The organism is Delftia sp. PE138 (assembly GCF_018320755.1).
Taxonomy (GTDB): Bacteria; Pseudomonadota; Gammaproteobacteria; order Burkholderiales; family Burkholderiaceae_C; genus Comamonas; species Comamonas tsuruhatensis.
The window spans coordinates 290,341-306,867 of sequence record NZ_JABEPN010000004.1 but is presented as its reverse complement, the minus strand read 5'-3'; the positions used below and the strand labels follow the sequence as shown (position 1 = coordinate 306,867).

The window sequence follows — 16,527 nt, the reverse complement described above, 5'->3', positions numbered from 1 at the left end:
CCGATGTCTCTTTACTCCCCCCTCGCCAATACCATGACCGCCCCCCAATACCTCTGGACCCCGCCCCCCGTCCAATCCCTGCCCGTGCGCGGCAGCACGCATCGCCTGCCCGTGAACCGCCTGTTCTTCGTGGGCCGCAACTACCACGCCCATGCCGTCGAGATGGGCCGCCCCGTGGACAAAAGCGTGGAGCGCCCCTTCTACTTCACCAAGGCGCCGTCCACCCTGACCGAATCGGGTGCCACCGTGGCCTACCCGCCCGAGACGAACAACTACCACTTCGAGATGGAACTGGTGGTGGCCATCGGCAAGGCGGGTTTTCGCATTGCGGCGGACCAGGCGCATGAACACATCTACGGCTACGCCTGCGGCCTGGACATGACGCGCCGCGACCTGCAGCTGTTGGCGCGCGACAAGGGCCGGCCCTGGGACCTGGGCAAGGATGTGGAGCAGTCCTCGGTAGCCAGCGAGATCGTGCCCATGCCGGGCCAGGTGATCGAATCCGGCGCCATTGCACTGGCCGTCAATGGCGAGACCAGGCAGCAGTCCGACGTGGACAAGCTGATCTGGAACATCCGCGAAATCATTGCCGACCTCTCGCTGTTCTATCACCTGCAGCCCGGCGACCTCATCTACACGGGCACGCCCGAAGGCGTGGGTGCCGTGCTGCCGGGCGACCGCATCACCGGCCATGTGCAGGGCGTGGGCGAGATCGCGCTCACCGTGGGCCAGCCTGAATAAGACCGGGGAGACCACCACCATGAAGCTCTACAGCTTTTTCCGCAGCGGCACCTCGCACCGCCTGCGCATCGCGCTCAACCTCAAGGGCCTGCGCGCTGACTACTTCCCCGTGGACCTGCGCGTGGACGAGCAGGCCCAGGCGCCGTTCAAGCAGGTCAACCCGCAGGGCCTGGTGCCGGCGCTGACGCTGGACGATGGCCGCACGCTGATCCAGTCGCCGGCCATCATCGAATGGCTGGAAGAGCGCCACCCCGAGCCGCCGCTGCTGCCCGCCGACCCCGAGGACCGCGCCCAGGTGCGCGCGCTGGCCGCCATCGTGGGCTGCGACGTGCATCCCATCAACAACCGCCGCATCCTGCAGACCCTGCGCCGCCAGTTCGGTGCGGACGAAGCCGCCATCAATGCCTGGTGCGCCACCTGGATTGCCGACGGCTTCGACGCCATCGAGGCCCTGCTGGCCCGCGACACGCGGCGCGGCGACTTCTGCTTCGGCCACGCACCCACGCTGGCCGATGTCTACCTGGTTCCCCAGGTCGAAAGCGCACGCCGCTTTGGCGTGGACCTGGACCGCTGGCCGCTGATCAGCGCAGTGGACAGGGCCTGCGCGGCCCTGCCCGCCTTTGCACAGGCTGCGCCCCTGGCCCAGCCTGACGCCGGCTGAACTTCGCCTGAACCCCGCCGCACCTTTGCCGGCAGCCCTAACCCGCCCCGAGTCCTCGCCAGAAGGACCGGGGCATTGCAAGCAGTGAAAAAAGCAGATCCAACAGGAGACAGACTGTGAAAGCATCCCCATCCAGCCGCCTCGGCACCGCCCCCTCCCGCCGCAAGGCCCTTGCAGGCGCAGCCCTGCTGCTGGCCTCCATCGCCCCGCTGCATTGCGCCTGGGCACAGGCAGGCTCCAGCAGCGCCGCCAGCTTTCCCACGCGCCCCGTCACCGTGATCACGGCCTTTGCCGTGGGCAGCGGCCCTGACGCCGTGCTGCGCATCGTGGGAGAAAAGCTTTCCGCGCGCTGGAAGCAGGGCGTGACCGTGGACAACCGCCCAGGCGGCGGCGGCTTTGTCGCCATCGAAGCCGCACGCCGCGCCAAGCCCGACGGCTACACCCTGCTGCAGCTCGACAGCGAACACATCTCCGCCCTGCCCTACCTCTACAAGCAGCGCAACTTCCATCCGCTGCAGCACTTCGACCCCGTGGCGCCGCTGTTCCTCACGCCCTTCTTCGTCGCCGTGCCCACGAACTCGCCCTGGAAGAGCATGGGCGACCTGATCAAGGCGGCCAAGTCCGAGCCCGGCAAGGTCAGCTACGGCTCCTGGGGCGTGGGCAGCCCCGGCCACCTGGGCGGCGAATGGCTGGACTTCCTGACCGGCAGCAAGATGACCCATGTGCCCTACCGCGAGGTCAGCCAGCTCTACACCTCGGTGGCCAATGGCGATCCGGCCTGGAGCTTTGCCAGCCTCCCCTCCAGCCAGGGCATCTACAAATCCGGCAAGATCCGCTACCTGGCCGTGGCCGCGCCCCAGCGCATCGCCCAGATGCCCGACGTGCCCACCGTGGCCGAATCGGGCGGCCCCGCCGAACTGATCGTGAACTCCTTCGTCTCCCTGCTGGCGCCCAAGGGCGTGGACGCCACCCTGCGCGACAAGATCCACGCCGACGTGGTCGCCGTGCTGCAGGACCCGCAGGTGCGCGAGAAATTCGCCACCTTCGCCTTCCAGCCCATCACCTGGGAGGTGCCGGAAATGGAGAAATTCGCCAGGACCAAGGCGGACCAGTACAAGCTGCTGATCCAGAAGGCGAATATCAGCCTGGATTGAGACCGCCGCCTGCCTCAGCCCTGCGACTGCGGATTCGCAAACCCCGCCACCTGCTCGTAATGGCGGGCAATGGCGCGCAGCTCGTCCTGGCTGATCAGCTCGTCGATATGGCCGAAGGGCTGGCCGCCGCTGAGTTCGTCCGCCTTCATGATGATGAAGTCGGGCGGCGTGGAGCGGTTGGTCAGCACCACCTGGCTGGTGGCGGGCAGGCGGCTGGCCTCGTAGGCGGCCAGCAGCGCCAGCGGGTCGCCTTGCGGGTCGGCGGCCAGCAGGTCGGCCAGCACGCGCGCATCGCGCATGGCCTGGGCCGAGCCGTTGGAGCCGCGCGGATACATGGGATGGGCCGCATCGCCCAGCAGGGTCACGCGGCCGAAGCTCCACTGGTCCACGGGGTCCTTGTCCACCATGGGGTACTCGAAGATGGTCTCGGCCGAGCGGATCAGGGCCGGCACATCCAGCCAGTCGAAGCTCCAGCCGCCAAAAATCTCCAGCACATCCTCCATGCGGCCTGCGCGGTTCCAGTCGTTCATGCGCATCTGCGGGTCGCGGATCTCGGCCACCCAGTTGATGCGCTGCATGCCCTGGCCATCGACGTTGTCCTCGATGGGATAGATCACCATCTTGCCGGTATCGACCGAGCCGATGCGCAGATAGCTCTTGCCCGTGAGGATGGGCTTGAAGCGCGAGACGCCGCGCCAGGTGTTGATGCCGCCAAAGGCCAGCTCCTCCTGCGGATAGAACTGGCGCCGCACGGCGGAGTTGACGCCATCGCAGGCCACGACGATGTCGGCCGTGGCCGACGGCGGCACATGGCCCTGGGCATCCGGCGCGAAATGCACGGTGGCGCCATGGGCCGACTGGTCCACGCGCACGCAGCGGTGGCCCGTGTGCACGGCACCCGGGCCCAGGCGCTGCACGGCGGCCTCGAAGAGAACGCGGTGCAGGCGGCCACGGTGGATGCCCAGCTCGGGTAGCTCATAGCCGGCATGGCGGCCGCGCGGCTCGCGGTAGACGAACTGGCCGTAGCGGTTGAAGAACACGCTCTCCAGGTTCTCGATCGCCAGCGCCTCCAGCTGCGGCTGCAGGCCCAGGTCGCTGAGTTCGCGCATGGCATGCGGCAGCAGGGTAATGCCCGCGCCGATCTCGCGGACCTCGGGCACGGCCTCGAAGACTTCGCAGGCAATGCCTCTTTGATGCAGGGCCAATGCCAGGCACAGGCCTCCGATGCCGCCCCCCACGATCGCTACTTTCATCCGCTGACTCTCCATGCTTTCTCCAGGGGCGCTGTTGGCGCCCGCCCCGCCTACTCGGCGGTAATCCCCCGCGCCTTGACCAGATCGGCCCAGCGCCGGGCGTCCTTTTGCACCAGGGCCTTGAACTCGGCCGGCGTGCTGCCGGCCGGATCCATGCCCTGGGGCGCAAAGGCATGCCGGACTTCCTCCGACGCCAAAATCGCGCGGATCTCGCGATTGAGGGCATCGACCTGGTCCGCCGGCATGCCGGCCGGCGCAAACACGCCGTACCACATATCCACGTTCACATCGCCCGCCTTGGCCTCCTTGAGCGTGGGCACATCGGGCAGCAGCGGGTGGCGCCGCTGGCTGCCAATGCCCAGCGCGCGCAGCTTGCCGGCCTTCACATGCGTCAATGCCACATGAATGGGCAGGAACATGCATTCCACCTGGCCGCCCAGCAGGTCCGTCAGCGCCGGGCCTGTTCCGCGATAAGGGATGTGCGTGATCGATACGCCCGCCGTGCTCTTGAAAAGCTCCATCGCCATATGGTGCGGAGTGCCCACTCCCGGCGATGCGTAATTGATGCGGCCCGGCGAGGCCTTGGCAGCCTTCACCAGATCGGCCGCCGTCTGATAGGCGGAGGCCGTGGGCGTCACCAAAATCAGCTGTCCCCAGCTGGTCAGCGTTACAGGCTCGAGGTCCGTCAGCGGATTGAATGGCAATTTGGGATACAGCGATGCGTTCATCACCAGGGTATTCACTGTCACCAAAAGCGTCTGGCCATTGGCGGGCGAGCGCACAACGGCCTCGGTTCCGATATTTCCAGAGGCGCCCGGCTTGTTCTCCACCACCACGGGCCGGCCCTGGCGCTTGGCCAGCAAAGGCCCGATCGTTCGCGCAATCGTGTCGATTCCAGTCCCCGGAGTGAAAGGCACAATCAATTTCAGAGGCACACTCTCGGTGCTGGCGATGGCGCCTGCTACGGGTAAACCCAATACTCCCAATCCGCTTGTCTTCAAAAATTGCCGTCTGCCAACAAAATTTCGCATGTAGACCTCTTTTGTAGTTAGCATGCAAACGCATGGTAATCATGCACCAGAATGGGCACAATTGGTGGAAATCGAATGAATACTGGACATCTCTGCAAGAATACTAGACGCATATGGACACGATGACGCCTGCACCACTGCCGCTATATCAGCGCCCTGGCTTTTTGCTGCGGCGCGCCCACCAGATTTCGGTCGGCATTTTTGAAGAGCAATGCCGCCCCCTGGGACTGACGCCGCCCCAGTACGGCGCCCTGGTGCTGATCGACGCATCCCCCGGCTCCGACCAAAGCTCCCTGGCGCGCGCCATGGGCTTCGACAAGGTGACCACGCTGCGCCTGGTGCGCGGGCTGGAAGAGCGCGAGTACGTGCACCGCGCGCTGAGCACGCGTGACCGCCGCCAGCACCAGCTCACGCTCACCGAAAAGGGCCGGGCCCTGCTGGCCGCCAGCGTGCCGCTGGTGGACCAGGCCTATCACCGCCTGGTCTCTCCGCTGGAAGACGAGGAACTGCAGGAGCTTTTGCGCCTGCTGACCAAGCTGGAGTCCGGCCTGGGCGCCAGCGCCCGCGTGAAGCTGGAGCCGCTGCACAAGCCCGCCGCCCGCGCCGTACACCACTCCAGTCCCGCTGCAGACGACCGCCTGCCGGCCACCGGTACGGACTGAGCCTTCAAGCCCTGAACCCGCATGGCCTGCGAACACCGCAGGCCATGTTTTTTTGGCGTGGCCGAGTTGGCATGCCGATGTGCAAAAACGCACATGCATACTGCAAACATCTCCATTGCTTGCGAAAAACCGCACAGCTACCATGCGATGAACGCCCGGCGCACGGCATGCCGGGCCGACACCACCGCAACAGGAGACAAGCCATGAATGCATCCACGTCCGCCAAGGTTTTGGCGCCCACGGTCAAGCTGCTGATCAACGGCAAGCTGGTCGAATCCCAAAGCACCCAATGGCGCGATGTGGTCAACCCGGCCACGCAGGAAGTACTGGCCCGCGTGCCCTTTGCCACGCCCGACGAGGTCAACGCCGCCGTCGCCAACGCCAAGGAAGCCTTCAAGACCTGGCGCAAGACGCCCATCGGCCAGCGCGCCCGCATCTTTCTGAAGCTGCAGCAGCTGATCCGCGAGAACATGAAGGAGCTGGCCGCGCTGCTGACCGCCGAACAGGGCAAGACCCTGCCTGACGCGGAGGGCGACGTCTTCCGCGGCCTGGAAGTGGTGGAGCATGCGGCCAACATCGGCTCGCTGCAGCTGGGCGAGCTGGCCAACAACGTGGCCAACGGCGTGGACACCTATTCCGTGCTGCAGCCGCTGGGCGTGTGCGCGGGCATCACCCCCTTCAACTTCCCGGCCATGATTCCGCTGTGGATGTTCCCCATGGCCATTGCCACGGGCAACACCTTCGTGCTCAAGCCCTCCGAGCAGGACCCCATGGTCACCATGCGCCTGTGCGAGCTGGCGCTGGAAGCCGGCATTCCGCCCGGCGTGCTGAACGTGGTGCACGGCGGCGAGGACGTGGTCAACGCCATCTGCGACCACCCCGATATCAAGGCCATCAGCTTCGTGGGCTCCACCAAGGTCGGCACCCATGTCTACAACCGTGCCAGCCTGGCCGGCAAGCGCGTGCAATGCATGATGGGCGCCAAGAACCACGCCATCGTCATGCCTGACGCCAACAAGGAGCAAACGCTCAACGCCCTGCTGGGCGCAGCTTTCGGCGCGGCAGGCCAGCGCTGCATGGCGCTGTCGGTGGCCGTGCTGGTGGGCGATGCGCAGAAGTGGATTCCCGAGCTGGTGGAAAAGTCCAAGACCCTCAAGGTCAGCGGCGGCACCGAGCCCGGCACCGACGTGGGCCCGCTGGTGTCCTGCGCGGCGCTGTCGCGTGTGGAAAGCCTGATCGAACGCGGCCTGGCCGACGGCGCCAAGCTGGAACTGGACGGCCGCAAGCCCCAGGTGGCCGGCTACGACAAGGGCAACTTCGTCGGACCCACCGTGTTCAGCGGCGTCAAGCCCGGCATGAGCGTGTATGACCAGGAAATCTTCGGCCCCGTGCTCTGCCTGGCGGCTGCCGACAGCCTGGACGAGGCCATCGAGTTCATCAACGCCAACCCCAACGGCAACGGCACGGCCATCTTCACGCAGTCGGGCGCCGCGGCGCGCAAGTTCCAGGAAGACATCGACGTGGGCCAGGTCGGCATCAACGTGCCGATTCCCGTGCCGGTTCCGCTGTTCTCCTTCACGGGCAGCCGCGCCTCCAAGCTGGGCGACCTGGGCCCCTACGGCAAGCAGGTCGTGCTGTTCTATACGCAGACCAAGACCGTCACGGCGCGCTGGTTCGACGACAGCACCACCAGCCAGGGCGTGAACACCACCATCAGCCTGCGCTGATGCACCGGTCGGCGGGCCTGGATTGATCCGGGGCAGGCCCCGGCTCTGGGATGATGGCGGCATGGGTTTTCCAATGACTGCCCCCCTCTCCCGGGGCCTGGGTGCCGCCTTGCTGACCACCCTGGCCGCCCTGCCCCTGACCCTACACGCGCAGGCCGGTGCAGCCTGCGACCCGGCCTCCACCGCCGCCGCCAGCCGCAATGCCTGCGCGGTCCAGGCCTTCCAGGAGGCCGACACCGCGCTCAACATCCGCTACCTGGACGTCATGCAGCAGCTGCCCCAGGGCAAGCGCACGGGCCTGCGCCATGACCAGAACGGCTGGATCAAGGGCCGCACGGCGCGCTGCAAGGCCGCCACGCGCGACAGCGAAACCCAGCCCGAAGGCCCGCGCCTGTACCACGAATGCCTCACGGCCGCGACACAGGAGCGCATGCAGGCGCTGGAGCGCTGGCTGCAGCACTGACCGCCGCACGCCCCCCACAGCCACCGACAGCCCCCCCAGAACAACAAGGGCCCCAGAGCCCAACGCAGGAGACAAGCCAGCCATGGACTTCGAACTCAACGACGACCAGCGCGCCTTTGCCGAATCGGCCCGCGCCTTTGCCCAGGCCGAACTCGCGCCCCATGCCGCGCACTGGGACCGTGAATCCATCTTCCCGCGCGAGGCCATCGCCAAGGCGGGCGAACTGGGCTTTTGCGGCCTGTACGCGCCCGAGAACGCAGGCGGCCTGCAGCTGCCGCGCCTGGACGCCACCATGGTCTTCGAGGAACTGGCCGCCGTCGATCCCTCCACCACCGCCTTCATCACCATCCACAACATGGCCACCTGGATGCTGGGCACCTGGGCCACCGACGCCGTGCGCGCCGAATGGGGCGAGGCCCTGACCAGCGGCCGCAAGCTGGCCAGCTACTGCCTGACCGAGCCCGGCGCGGGCTCGGACGCCGGCTCGCTCAAGACCCGGGCCGAACTGGCGGGCCATGAATACATCATCAACGGCGCCAAGGCCTTCATCAGCGGCGCGGGCAGCACCGACATGCTGGTGCTGATGGCCAGAACGGGCGACGCAGGCTCGGGCGCCAGCGGCATCTCCGCCTTTGCCGTGCCCGCCGACCTGCCCGGCATCAGCTACGGCAAGAAGGAAGAAAAAATGGGCTGGAACAGCCAGCCCACGCGCGTCATCAGCTTCGACAACGTGCGCATTCCCGCCCAGAACCTGCTGGGCCGCGAGGGCGAAGGCTTCAAGATCGCCATGAAGGGCCTGGACGGCGGGCGCATCAACATCGCCACCTGCTCCGTGGGCGCCGCCCAGGGCGCGCTCACCCAGGCCCAGCAGTACATGCACGAGCGCAAGCAGTTCGGCAAGCCGATTGCCAGCTTCCAGGCCCTGCAGTTCAAGCTGGCCGACATGGCCACCGAACTCGTGGCCGCGCGCCAGATGGTGCGCCTGGCCGCCTCCAAGCTCGATGCCGGCGCGCGCGACGCCTCCACCTACTGCGCCATGGCCAAGCGCTTTGCCACCGATGCCGGCTTCATGGTCTGCAACGAAGCCCTGCAACTGCACGGTGGATACGGCTACATCCGCGAATACCCGCTGGAGCGCCTCATGCGCGATGCCCGCGTGCACCAGATCCTCGAAGGCACGAACGAAATCATGCGCGTCATCATCGCGCGGCGCATGCTGGAAGGCGATGCGCCGGACATGATCCGCTGATTCATCCACATCCAGCCCGCGCCATGCCCGCCCGCCCGCTCTCCGACACCACGCTGCACCTCATAGACGCCGTGCGCGAAGCCCTGGCCGGCTGCGACGACGTGCAGGAAAAGCGCATGTTCGGCTGCCATGTCTTCATGGTCAACGGCAAGCTGTGCCTGGGCGTGGAAGACGACGAACTGCTGGTGCGGCTGCCGCCCTCGCAGCACGCGGCCGTGGCCGAGACGCCGGGCCTGCGCCCGCTCTCATCCAAGGGCCAGATGGACGGCTACTTCTTCATCGGCCCCGCCGCCTACGCCACGCGCCAGCAGTGGCAGCACTGGATTGCCCAGGCCCTGGCCTTCAACCCCCACGCCAAGGCCACGCCCCCGAAAAAGCGCAAGGCCCAGGCCAGCGAACCCGCGCCCGCCGAAGCAAAGACACCGCCGGCGCCCCCCGCCCCGGCCGGGCGCCGCACACGCAAGCACCCCATCTTCGGCGACGAGTAAGCCCCCTTTGCAGGAGAGCCCCATGCCCATCCGCATCGTCCAGCTAGGCACCCCCCGCCACGCCGATGAAGGCCTGCGCATAGGCACCGTGCGCCGCCCGCCGCGCGGCGTGCCCAAGGCCGAATTCGCCAGCCGCGACTACTACGACGTCTGGTACCCCGAACTCTCGCCCCAGCCCGACACCATGCACACCGCGCTCGAATCGCACCGGCTGCAGGACCAAGGCCAGCAGGCCGAGGCCGACAAGCTCTGGCAGCAATTCGTGCGCAAATTCCGCAAGGAAATGGCCGAACCCGCCGCCAGCCGCACCCTGGACCTGCTGGCCGCCCTCTCGCAGCACAGCGCCTTCGCCATCGGCTGCTACTGCGAGCAGGAGGCGCGCTGCCATCGCGGCATCCTGCGCTCCCTGCTCAAGGAACGCGGCGCCGACATTGCGAACGGTGACAAGGACACCGGCGACATGGACCCCGGCGAAAACTACACCGACGACACGGTCCACTGAGACACACCACAAGCTTCACAACACAGGAGACAAGCACATGCAGATCGCATTCATCGGACTCGGCAACATGGGCGGCCCCATGGCCATCAACCTGCACAAGGCCGGCCACACGGTCAAGGCCTTCGACCTCTCCAAAGACGCCTGCGCCAAGGTCGCTGCAGAGGGCGTGAGCATTGCCGCCAGCGCCGAGGACGCCGTGCAGGGCGCAGAAGCCGTGGTCTCCATGCTGCCCGCCAGCCAGCATGTGGAAGGCCTCTTCCTCGGCCGTGACGGCGCGGCCGGCCTGCTGCAGCGCATTGCCAAGGGCGCCCTCATCATCGACAGCTCCACCATCGCCGCCGCCACCAGCCAAAAGGTCGCCAAGGCCGCACAGGCCGCAGGCATCGCCTTCATCGACGCACCCGTCTCCGGCGGCACGGGCGGCGCCATTGCTGGCACCCTCACCTTCATGGTGGGCGGCAGCGACGCCGACCTGGAGCGCGCCCGCCCCCTGCTCGAAAAAATGGGCGCCAACATCTTCCACGCCGGCGCCGTGGGCGCGGGCCAGACCGCCAAGATCTGCAACAACATGCTGCTGGGCATCCTCATGATCGGCACCAGCGAAGCCATCGCCCTGGGCGTGGCCAACGGCCTGGACCCCAAGGTCCTCAGCGAAATCATGCGCCGCAGCTCGGGCGGCAACTGGGCCCTGGAAAAATACAACCCCTTCCCCGGCGTCCACGAAAACGCCCCCGCCTCCAAGAACTACGCAGGCGGCTTCGGCACCGACCTCATGCTCAAGGACCTGGGCCTGGCCCAGGAAAACGCCATGGCAGTCAAGGCCTCCACGCCGCTGGGCGGCATGGCGCGTGCCATGTACGCCATGCACTCCATCGCAGGCAACGGCGCCCTGGACTTCTCCAGCGTCATCCGCTCCCTGCAAAAGAACGGCTGACGCCCCCGGCCCCGCCCCATCTCCCCGCCCCCAATCCCGTATGCCCGCGCCTGCGTCGGGCCGTCTGCGGGGTTGCAGTCCTGCCGCAGGACAGGACTGCTTCGTCAACTGACTCGCCGCAGTTGTCTGAACGGAGCGCGCAGCGCGCAGTGAGTTCTGCGGCGAACCCCGCAGGCGGCCCGACGCAGGTTGCTCCGCAGCGCAGCGCAGGGGTCGCGGGCATTCGGGTCGTCTTTCTTTGGCCTACGTTTCTTCGGCCGGCGTACCGGTGACGAATCAAAGAAAGGTAGGTCGGCCGCCGGGCCGAAACCCGGCCTCAAAAAACAACCACCCGGCAGGGTCAAAAACAAGAAACCCCGACCGGGGTTTTCTCTCTTCAGACCCATGGCAGCCCTACGTAAGCTGCCACCGCCAACATCCGCCATTCCACAGAACACCCGCCAGCAACCATGACCACTACACCCCCCAACTTCGCCCCCATGCCCACCGAGGAAGGCTACTTCGGCCCCTACGGCGGCCAGTTGGTCCCGCCCCACCTCAAGCAGGCCATGGACGACATCAACACCGCCTACGCCGAAATCACCAAACGCCAAGACTTCCAGCAGGAACTGGCCCAGCTCTTCGCCGACTACGTGGGCCGCCCCAGCCCCATCTTCCACGCGCGGCGCCTGTCGGAGCAGCTCGGCGGCGCACAGATCCACCTCAAGCGCGAAGACCTCAACCACACCGGCGCCCACAAGATCAACCACTGCCTGGGCGAGGCCCTGCTGGCCAAGTTCATGGGCAAGAAGAAGGTCATCGCAGAAACCGGCGCCGGCCAGCACGGCGTGGCCCTGGCCACGGCCTGCGCGCTGGTGGGCATTCCCTGCGAGATCCACATGGGCCAGGTGGACATCGAGAAGGAACATCCCAACGTCACCAAGATGCGCATCCTGGGCTGCAAGCTCGTGCCCGTCACGCGCGGCGCGGCCACCCTCAAGGAGGCCGTGGACAGCGCCTTCGAGGAATACCTCACCAACCCCACCGACTACATCTACGCCATCGGCTCCGTAGTCGGCCCCCACCCGTTCCCGATGATGGTGCGCGACTTCCAGAGCATCATCGGCCGCGAGGCGCGCGAGCAATTCCAGGCCAAACACGGCAAGCTGCCCGACCATGTGGCCGCCTGCGTGGGCGGCGGCTCCAACGCCATGGGCATCTTCACGGCCTTCCTGGGCGATGCCTCGGTCAAGCTCGTCGGCGTGGAGCCCTCGGGCGAAGGCACGGACAAGCCCGGCCGCCACGCAGCCACCCTCAGCATGGGCAAGCCCGGCGAAATCCACGGCATGAAGTGCTACGTGCTGGAAAACGCAGACGGCACGCCGGCTGCCGTGCACAGCATTGCCTCGGGCCTGGACTATCCGGGCGTGGGCCCGCAGCACAGCTACCTCAAGGACCTGGGCCGCGTGCAGTACGAATCCGTCACCGACAAGGAATGCCTGGACGCCTTCATGCAGCTGTCGCGCGTGGAAGGCATCATCCCCGCGCTGGAAAGCGCCCACGCCGTGGCCTGGGCCATGCGCGTGGCGCCCGGCCTGCCCAAGGACCAGCACATCCTCATCAACCTCTCGGGCCGGGGCGACAAGGACGCCGACTACGTGGCCAAAGTGCTGGGCCTCTGAACGCAGAGGTTGTGCTGGATCAAACCGCAGCACGCCGGAGGGGGCAAAGGGCGCCCTCTCCGACAACCGCTCTCCGGGACGGTGGAGACAATGGCCCCGACCGTTGTCTTGCCCAACCCCATTCCTGGAAGGAGCCACACCCATGAAGCCTGCCCCGTTCGCACGCACCGCCGCCCTCTCCATCGCCCTGGCCCTGACCTGCGCCACCGTCGCCCTGCCCGCCGCAGCCAAATCGGTGGCCGAATGGCAGACCATCACCAGCCAGGCCAAGATCCCGCTGGAGCAGGCCATCACCCGCGCCACCCAGGCCGTGCCCGGCAAGGCCATCGAAGCCCAGCTGGACGACGGCGACGGCATGGGCCCGCGCTACGAAATCGAAGTCATCACCCCGGCCGGCGACAGCGTGGAAGTCTGGGTCAACGCCATCACCGGCCAGGCCGCCCAGCACAAGAACGACGGCGCCGCCAAGCGCAAGGACCGCCAGCGCCTGGAAAAGGCCAAGTCCACCATAGAGCAAGCCATCCAGGCTGCCACCCGCCACACCCCGGGCACGCCCGTCAGCGCGGAACTGGACTCCCACTGGGGCCAGACCAGCTACCAGGTAGAAGTGCTGCAGGCCAACGGCACGCTCATGGAAGTCAAGATCGACGCCGTGGGCGGCGAAGTCATCCGGGCCAAGAAGGACTGAGTCTCGACCCCAACCCGACAGCGCGCTTCAGCATGGGGCGCGCTTTTTTTTCGCCCATTTTTTGCGTCGTTCCCGCCATGCCCGCAGGCCATCCACGCCTGTTGCGCTCTTCAGGCCAACGCCACCGACACCCCCTCATCCGCAAACCGCTTCGCCGCCCTGAGCAGATAGCTCACGGCATAAAGAATGGGGTCGTCGGCCTCATCGCCATTGAGATGCTCCACCACCTCAATGGCATAGCCCAGGTTCACCGCCGTGTCGTGCAGCAGTCCCACCAGTTCCCTGTCTTCCGGCTCCAGCGACTGCGCCTCATCGGCCTTCACGTAGTAGATGCGCAGCAGATCGCGGCACACGCAATTGATGGCCGTGACCTTGTGGCGAGCGTGCAGGTCCAGCACATCCAGCGCGGCGCCCATGTGCAGGACGGCGTCTATGGCGAGGTCTTCGAGTTTGGGTGGGGGTGTGGTGGCGGGGCTGGGCTGGGGCATTGGAGTCCTGTCGAAAGGGTCCCGGTCCCAGAGCAACTGCACGCAGTGGAAGCGGGAGAACCAGACAGCAAAGCTTCCGGCTTTACCAAGTCTCTGTCTGCCACCTGTAGTTGGAATTTTGTAAAGAGGCAGAGAAGACAGAAGCTGATAAGAGGCCAAGCCTTCGGTCTGCCTTCAAGCTATGCAAGATGTATCGATGCCTGCAGCGTCACGGAATCAGCCGACAACCCGTAACGCACCTGCCACGAAGGCACGGAAATTTTGAAGAAACGACGCTGGGCTTCGTGCACATCGACAGCGCTGAAATGAAGATCTCCAGTGGCAGACAGCACATGTTTGTCGCCATAGATCGCGTCACAAAATTCGCGCATGTCGCGTTCTTTGACAGGGCCGCGATAGCCAATGCAGCACAGTTCCTTCGGCAGGTGCTTGTGGCCTTCCCGTACCGCATACATACCGTTCTGACGGACAACGGCATGGCCTTTACGGGACAAGAACGCTTCAGAGGCTGCGTCACCGACACATGCATCGGTCACATCTTTGAACGCATCTGCAAGTTCAACGGTGTCGATAAAAGGCACACCAAGCCATATCACCCCTGGACGAACGGCATGGTCGAGCGCATGAACCGGACCATCAAGGAATCCACGATCAAGGCCTACGAGTACGAGGGACTGGAGCAGCTACGGGAGCATGTCCAGGCCTTCATACAAAGCTACAACTTCGGCAAACACTTGAAGGCGCTCAGGTGGAAGGCACCATTCCGGGCGATTTGCTAGGCATGGGAAAAAGATCCAAGCCGCTTTTGACTTCATCCGCACCATCTCACTGTGGGACTGAACAATCCGGCCACTCAACACACCAACAGCGTCGTACACGCGGAGCGTGCTTTGGACTGTGGTCAAATAGGCGTTGGCGCTGCAATGAGTTTGCCCGGCAAACAATTTTCAACCTACTTAGGTCGTAAATATATCGGCCAGTACAGGCGCGCCATGCCCGTTATTTTTGTCACTTAAAGGAAATGGATTACCCCTATGAGTAGAGAAACTACCAAAGAAAGCTTGCTGCACTACCTGCACGATGATCAGGTGCGCGTCATTGCGTTGAAGGGGCTTTGGGGTACCGGAAAAACCCATCTTTGGGAGGAAGTGAAATCACAGTTTCCCGCAAAGAATGAAAATATTCATTTGTACGCCTCCTGCTTTGGCGCGGAATCGGTTGAGCAAATAAAGTCCACGCTGTTTCAGAGTTCTCTGGGTAAAAAAAGTGAGGCATTGTCCGGTCTAAAGCGCTATGCCGGAACCGCCATCGATGTAACGGAAAAATTGGCGGCAAAGTGGCTGCCGGGCGGCGAAGGTCTGGCGACGCTTATGGGCAGTGTCAGTGGCCTGGTGCAGGCGACGCTGATCGACAACGTCTTGCATGATCGCTTGATTGTCTTGGACGATATTGAGCGACGTAGTGACGGCCTGCCTGTCGAGGCACTGCTCGGGTTTATTGATCTATTGAAACGCAATAATTGCAAGATATTGATCATCCTGAATGAGGAGCCAATTAAGAAAAGCCACCTCGATGATTGGCGCACGCTGAAAGAGAAATGCTTGGATCGCGAGATTGCCCTGCTCACTACGGCTGGTGAAGCGGCTGACATGGGTCTGAGTCAAAATGTGCCGTTGCGCCTAGCAATTCGTGGCGCCCTGATCAAGCATGCGGTCACTAACATTCGCGTGGTTCAGCGGATTGACCGGGTGGTCAGCAGCATATTGGAGGGTAAAACAGAACTTCACGGGGTGGTTGAAGAAGAATTGTTGCCCGCTATCGTATTGCTGACAGCGCTTAATTTTAACGCCGTGCCTGGCGGTCCCAACCTGGATTTGCTGGTTGCCGAATGGACCGCGTGGTGCATGCAAGGCAACTATGCCGGGGAAAAATCCAAAAGCCCAACCGCTGCCGCCGCGTTCGCACTGCATGCAAAGTTAACTCGTGATATCGATTTTCTGAACTTGGTGGTCAAGCACCTATTGACTGGCCATCGGTTGCAAGATGAATTTGACTTGTTATTCAAAGCGCGTCAAAGGAAAGCAGCCGCAAGTGCCGCTGAGGCCGCCGCTGTCAAATATATTGAAGATAGCTATCTCGATCCAGACATGAGTGATCGAGATTTCATTGGGCGCGCTTCATACTACAAAGATCAATGGTGGCAACTGTCCCCTGATAAAATCAGCGCAATAGCCATTGACTTGGAAAAACGCGGTGCTCCTGACTTGGCCTCTGAAATAGCGAATCAATGGGCGTACCGCAGACGTGGGAAGCCTCAGCTTTGGCTGAGTAGCCTGTATCCGGTAGATAACATGCATCCGATTGTTAGAGAAACGCTCATTGACGGCAATCAGCGGCTTTCCTTGCCGCCCACCCTGCTTGAGGCGGTTATGCATGTATCCAGCGGCGGCTGGAACCCCAGTGATGAACAGGTGATCAATGGGGTGAGTGAGAACGACATGGTTAGGGCCATCAATGAGACCGGCCGTGAAGGGTTTTCCTCCTTCGTATATTTTTATAATAGGGAGATCACCAATCCGCTACCGAGGGCCGAAACCAAGGGCATATTCTCCGCTGGAGTTGCCACCTTTATTAAGGCCGCGCGGCGGATTATCGATGAAAACACCTCACCTCGGCGGGTAGAATTGCTGCAATTGCATTTTGGCGAGCATCTTAGAAGTCCCGACATTTGATTGTGATTCGTGGCGCCAAAGGGCGAATCATTGGCCGCAACGCGTCGTCGCTCTAAAACCGCCACGTCACCCCCACTTGCCCTGAAAGGCTCC

16 protein-coding genes and 1 pseudogene are annotated in these 16,527 nt (G+C 64.4%); 14 read left to right on the top strand and 3 right to left on the bottom strand.

Features of this window, described 5'->3' with window-relative positions:
- Positions 1-33: 33 nt before the first annotated feature.
- From HFGMBDPB_RS16385 to HFGMBDPB_RS16375, 3 genes are all read left to right on the top strand, one after another.
- Positions 34-741, top strand: coding sequence for a fumarylacetoacetate hydrolase family protein (locus HFGMBDPB_RS16385; RefSeq protein WP_212645796.1), 708 nt, complete (start codon positions 34-36; stop codon positions 739-741).
- Between the two features lie 19 nt (positions 742-760).
- Positions 761-1,402 (top strand): maleylacetoacetate isomerase, encoded by a 642-nt coding sequence (gene maiA, locus HFGMBDPB_RS16380; RefSeq protein WP_203399403.1) that lies wholly within the window; start codon positions 761-763, stop codon positions 1,400-1,402.
- 116 nt (positions 1,403-1,518) lie between these two features.
- Entirely contained in the window at positions 1,519-2,556 is a 1,038-nt protein-coding gene (locus tag HFGMBDPB_RS16375; protein ID WP_212645795.1) for a Bug family tripartite tricarboxylate transporter substrate binding protein, read from the top strand.
- Between the two features lie 14 nt (positions 2,557-2,570).
- On the opposite strand, the gene HFGMBDPB_RS16370 is transcribed toward HFGMBDPB_RS16375, so the two are convergent.
- Both HFGMBDPB_RS16370 and HFGMBDPB_RS16365 read right to left on the bottom strand, forming a co-directional pair.
- Positions 2,571-3,809, bottom strand: a complete 1,239-nt coding sequence (locus tag HFGMBDPB_RS16370) for a flavin-dependent oxidoreductase (RefSeq protein ID WP_017404779.1) — start codon at positions 3,807-3,809, stop codon at positions 2,571-2,573.
- Between the two features lie 50 nt (positions 3,810-3,859).
- Positions 3,860-4,840: a tripartite tricarboxylate transporter substrate binding protein gene (locus tag HFGMBDPB_RS16365; protein WP_016446007.1), complete on the bottom strand. Its 981-nt coding sequence runs from the start codon at positions 4,838-4,840 to the stop codon at positions 3,860-3,862.
- A 122-nt stretch (positions 4,841-4,962) separates the two neighbouring features.
- On the opposite strand from HFGMBDPB_RS16365, the gene HFGMBDPB_RS16360 reads away from it, so the two are divergent.
- From HFGMBDPB_RS16360 to HFGMBDPB_RS16320, 9 genes are all read left to right on the top strand, one after another.
- On the top strand, positions 4,963-5,502 hold the full coding sequence (locus tag HFGMBDPB_RS16360; protein ID WP_223275353.1) for a MarR family winged helix-turn-helix transcriptional regulator: 540 nt from the start codon (positions 4,963-4,965) through the stop codon (positions 5,500-5,502).
- A 203-nt stretch (positions 5,503-5,705) separates the two neighbouring features.
- Positions 5,706-7,229 (top strand): CoA-acylating methylmalonate-semialdehyde dehydrogenase, encoded by a 1,524-nt coding sequence (locus HFGMBDPB_RS16355; protein WP_012205523.1) that lies wholly within the window; start codon positions 5,706-5,708, stop codon positions 7,227-7,229.
- A gap of 61 nt (positions 7,230-7,290) precedes the next feature.
- Positions 7,291-7,692 (top strand): lysozyme inhibitor LprI family protein, encoded by a 402-nt coding sequence (locus HFGMBDPB_RS16350; protein ID WP_212645794.1) that lies wholly within the window; start codon positions 7,291-7,293, stop codon positions 7,690-7,692.
- Positions 7,693-7,774: 82 nt separating this feature from the next.
- On the top strand, positions 7,775-8,941 hold the full coding sequence (locus tag HFGMBDPB_RS16345; protein ID WP_016446004.1) for an acyl-CoA dehydrogenase family protein: 1,167 nt from the start codon (positions 7,775-7,777) through the stop codon (positions 8,939-8,941).
- A 23-nt stretch (positions 8,942-8,964) separates the two neighbouring features.
- Positions 8,965-9,429 (top strand): TfoX/Sxy family protein, encoded by a 465-nt coding sequence (locus HFGMBDPB_RS16340; RefSeq protein ID WP_212645793.1) that lies wholly within the window; start codon positions 8,965-8,967, stop codon positions 9,427-9,429.
- A gap of 22 nt (positions 9,430-9,451) precedes the next feature.
- The gene (locus tag HFGMBDPB_RS16335; RefSeq protein WP_212645792.1) at positions 9,452-9,931 is read left to right on the top strand and encodes a DUF488 domain-containing protein; all 480 of its coding nucleotides are present in this window, start codon (positions 9,452-9,454) and stop codon (positions 9,929-9,931) included.
- 37 nt (positions 9,932-9,968) lie between these two features.
- Positions 9,969-10,865 carry a 3-hydroxyisobutyrate dehydrogenase gene (gene mmsB / locus HFGMBDPB_RS16330; RefSeq protein WP_047219002.1) on the top strand — a complete coding sequence of 299 codons (897 nt, stop codon included), beginning with the start codon at positions 9,969-9,971 and terminating at the stop codon, positions 10,863-10,865.
- A 449-nt stretch (positions 10,866-11,314) separates the two neighbouring features.
- Positions 11,315-12,526: a tryptophan synthase subunit beta gene (trpB, locus tag HFGMBDPB_RS16325; protein WP_016454748.1), complete on the top strand. Its 1,212-nt coding sequence runs from the start codon at positions 11,315-11,317 to the stop codon at positions 12,524-12,526.
- A 142-nt stretch (positions 12,527-12,668) separates the two neighbouring features.
- The gene (locus HFGMBDPB_RS16320) at positions 12,669-13,214 is read left to right on the top strand and encodes a PepSY domain-containing protein (protein WP_212645791.1); all 546 of its coding nucleotides are present in this window, start codon (positions 12,669-12,671) and stop codon (positions 13,212-13,214) included.
- A gap of 110 nt (positions 13,215-13,324) precedes the next feature.
- Here HFGMBDPB_RS16320 and HFGMBDPB_RS16315 read toward each other — a convergent pair whose 3' ends face one another.
- Positions 13,325-13,702, bottom strand: a complete 378-nt coding sequence (locus tag HFGMBDPB_RS16315) for a hypothetical protein (protein WP_212645790.1) — start codon at positions 13,700-13,702, stop codon at positions 13,325-13,327.
- Between the two features lie 161 nt (positions 13,703-13,863).
- Between HFGMBDPB_RS16315 and HFGMBDPB_RS16310 the strand changes: the two are divergent.
- Positions 13,864-14,511, top strand: a pseudogene (locus HFGMBDPB_RS16310) (integrase core domain-containing protein); the annotation flags it as partial.
- 225 nt (positions 14,512-14,736) lie between these two features.
- A complete protein-coding gene (locus HFGMBDPB_RS29735) occupies positions 14,737-16,434 on the top strand; it encodes a P-loop NTPase fold protein (protein WP_249343469.1) in 1,698 nt (565 codons plus the stop codon).
- The last annotated feature ends 93 nt before the right edge of the window (positions 16,435-16,527 follow it).

What these genes read in the sequence shown, in the direction of transcription:
- HFGMBDPB_RS16385 (WP_212645796.1), top strand. Translation starts at nt 34, where the DNA reads ATGACCGCCCCCCAATACCTCTGGACCCCGCCCCCCGTCCAATCCCTG.
- maiA (WP_203399403.1), top strand. Translation starts at nt 761, where the DNA reads ATGAAGCTCTACAGCTTTTTCCGCAGCGGCACCTCGCACCGCCTGCGC.
- HFGMBDPB_RS16370 (WP_017404779.1), bottom strand. Translation starts at nt 3,809, where the DNA reads ATGAAAGTAGCGATCGTGGGGGGCGGCATCGGAGGCCTGTGCCTGGCA.
- HFGMBDPB_RS16365 (WP_016446007.1), bottom strand. Translation starts at nt 4,840, where the DNA reads ATGCGAAATTTTGTTGGCAGACGGCAATTTTTGAAGACAAGCGGATTG.
- HFGMBDPB_RS16360 (WP_223275353.1), top strand. Translation starts at nt 4,963, where the DNA reads ATGACGCCTGCACCACTGCCGCTATATCAGCGCCCTGGCTTTTTGCTG.
- HFGMBDPB_RS16355 (WP_012205523.1), top strand. Translation starts at nt 5,706, where the DNA reads ATGAATGCATCCACGTCCGCCAAGGTTTTGGCGCCCACGGTCAAGCTG.
- HFGMBDPB_RS16350 (WP_212645794.1), top strand. Translation starts at nt 7,291, where the DNA reads ATGGGTTTTCCAATGACTGCCCCCCTCTCCCGGGGCCTGGGTGCCGCC.
- HFGMBDPB_RS16345 (WP_016446004.1), top strand. Translation starts at nt 7,775, where the DNA reads ATGGACTTCGAACTCAACGACGACCAGCGCGCCTTTGCCGAATCGGCC.
- HFGMBDPB_RS16340 (WP_212645793.1), top strand. Translation starts at nt 8,965, where the DNA reads ATGCCCGCCCGCCCGCTCTCCGACACCACGCTGCACCTCATAGACGCC.
- HFGMBDPB_RS16335 (WP_212645792.1), top strand. Translation starts at nt 9,452, where the DNA reads ATGCCCATCCGCATCGTCCAGCTAGGCACCCCCCGCCACGCCGATGAA.
- mmsB (WP_047219002.1), top strand. Translation starts at nt 9,969, where the DNA reads ATGCAGATCGCATTCATCGGACTCGGCAACATGGGCGGCCCCATGGCC.
- trpB (WP_016454748.1), top strand. Translation starts at nt 11,315, where the DNA reads ATGACCACTACACCCCCCAACTTCGCCCCCATGCCCACCGAGGAAGGC.
- HFGMBDPB_RS16320 (WP_212645791.1), top strand. Translation starts at nt 12,669, where the DNA reads ATGAAGCCTGCCCCGTTCGCACGCACCGCCGCCCTCTCCATCGCCCTG.
- HFGMBDPB_RS16315 (WP_212645790.1), bottom strand. Translation starts at nt 13,702, where the DNA reads ATGCCCCAGCCCAGCCCCGCCACCACACCCCCACCCAAACTCGAAGAC.
- HFGMBDPB_RS29735 (WP_249343469.1), top strand. Translation starts at nt 14,737, where the DNA reads ATGAGTAGAGAAACTACCAAAGAAAGCTTGCTGCACTACCTGCACGAT.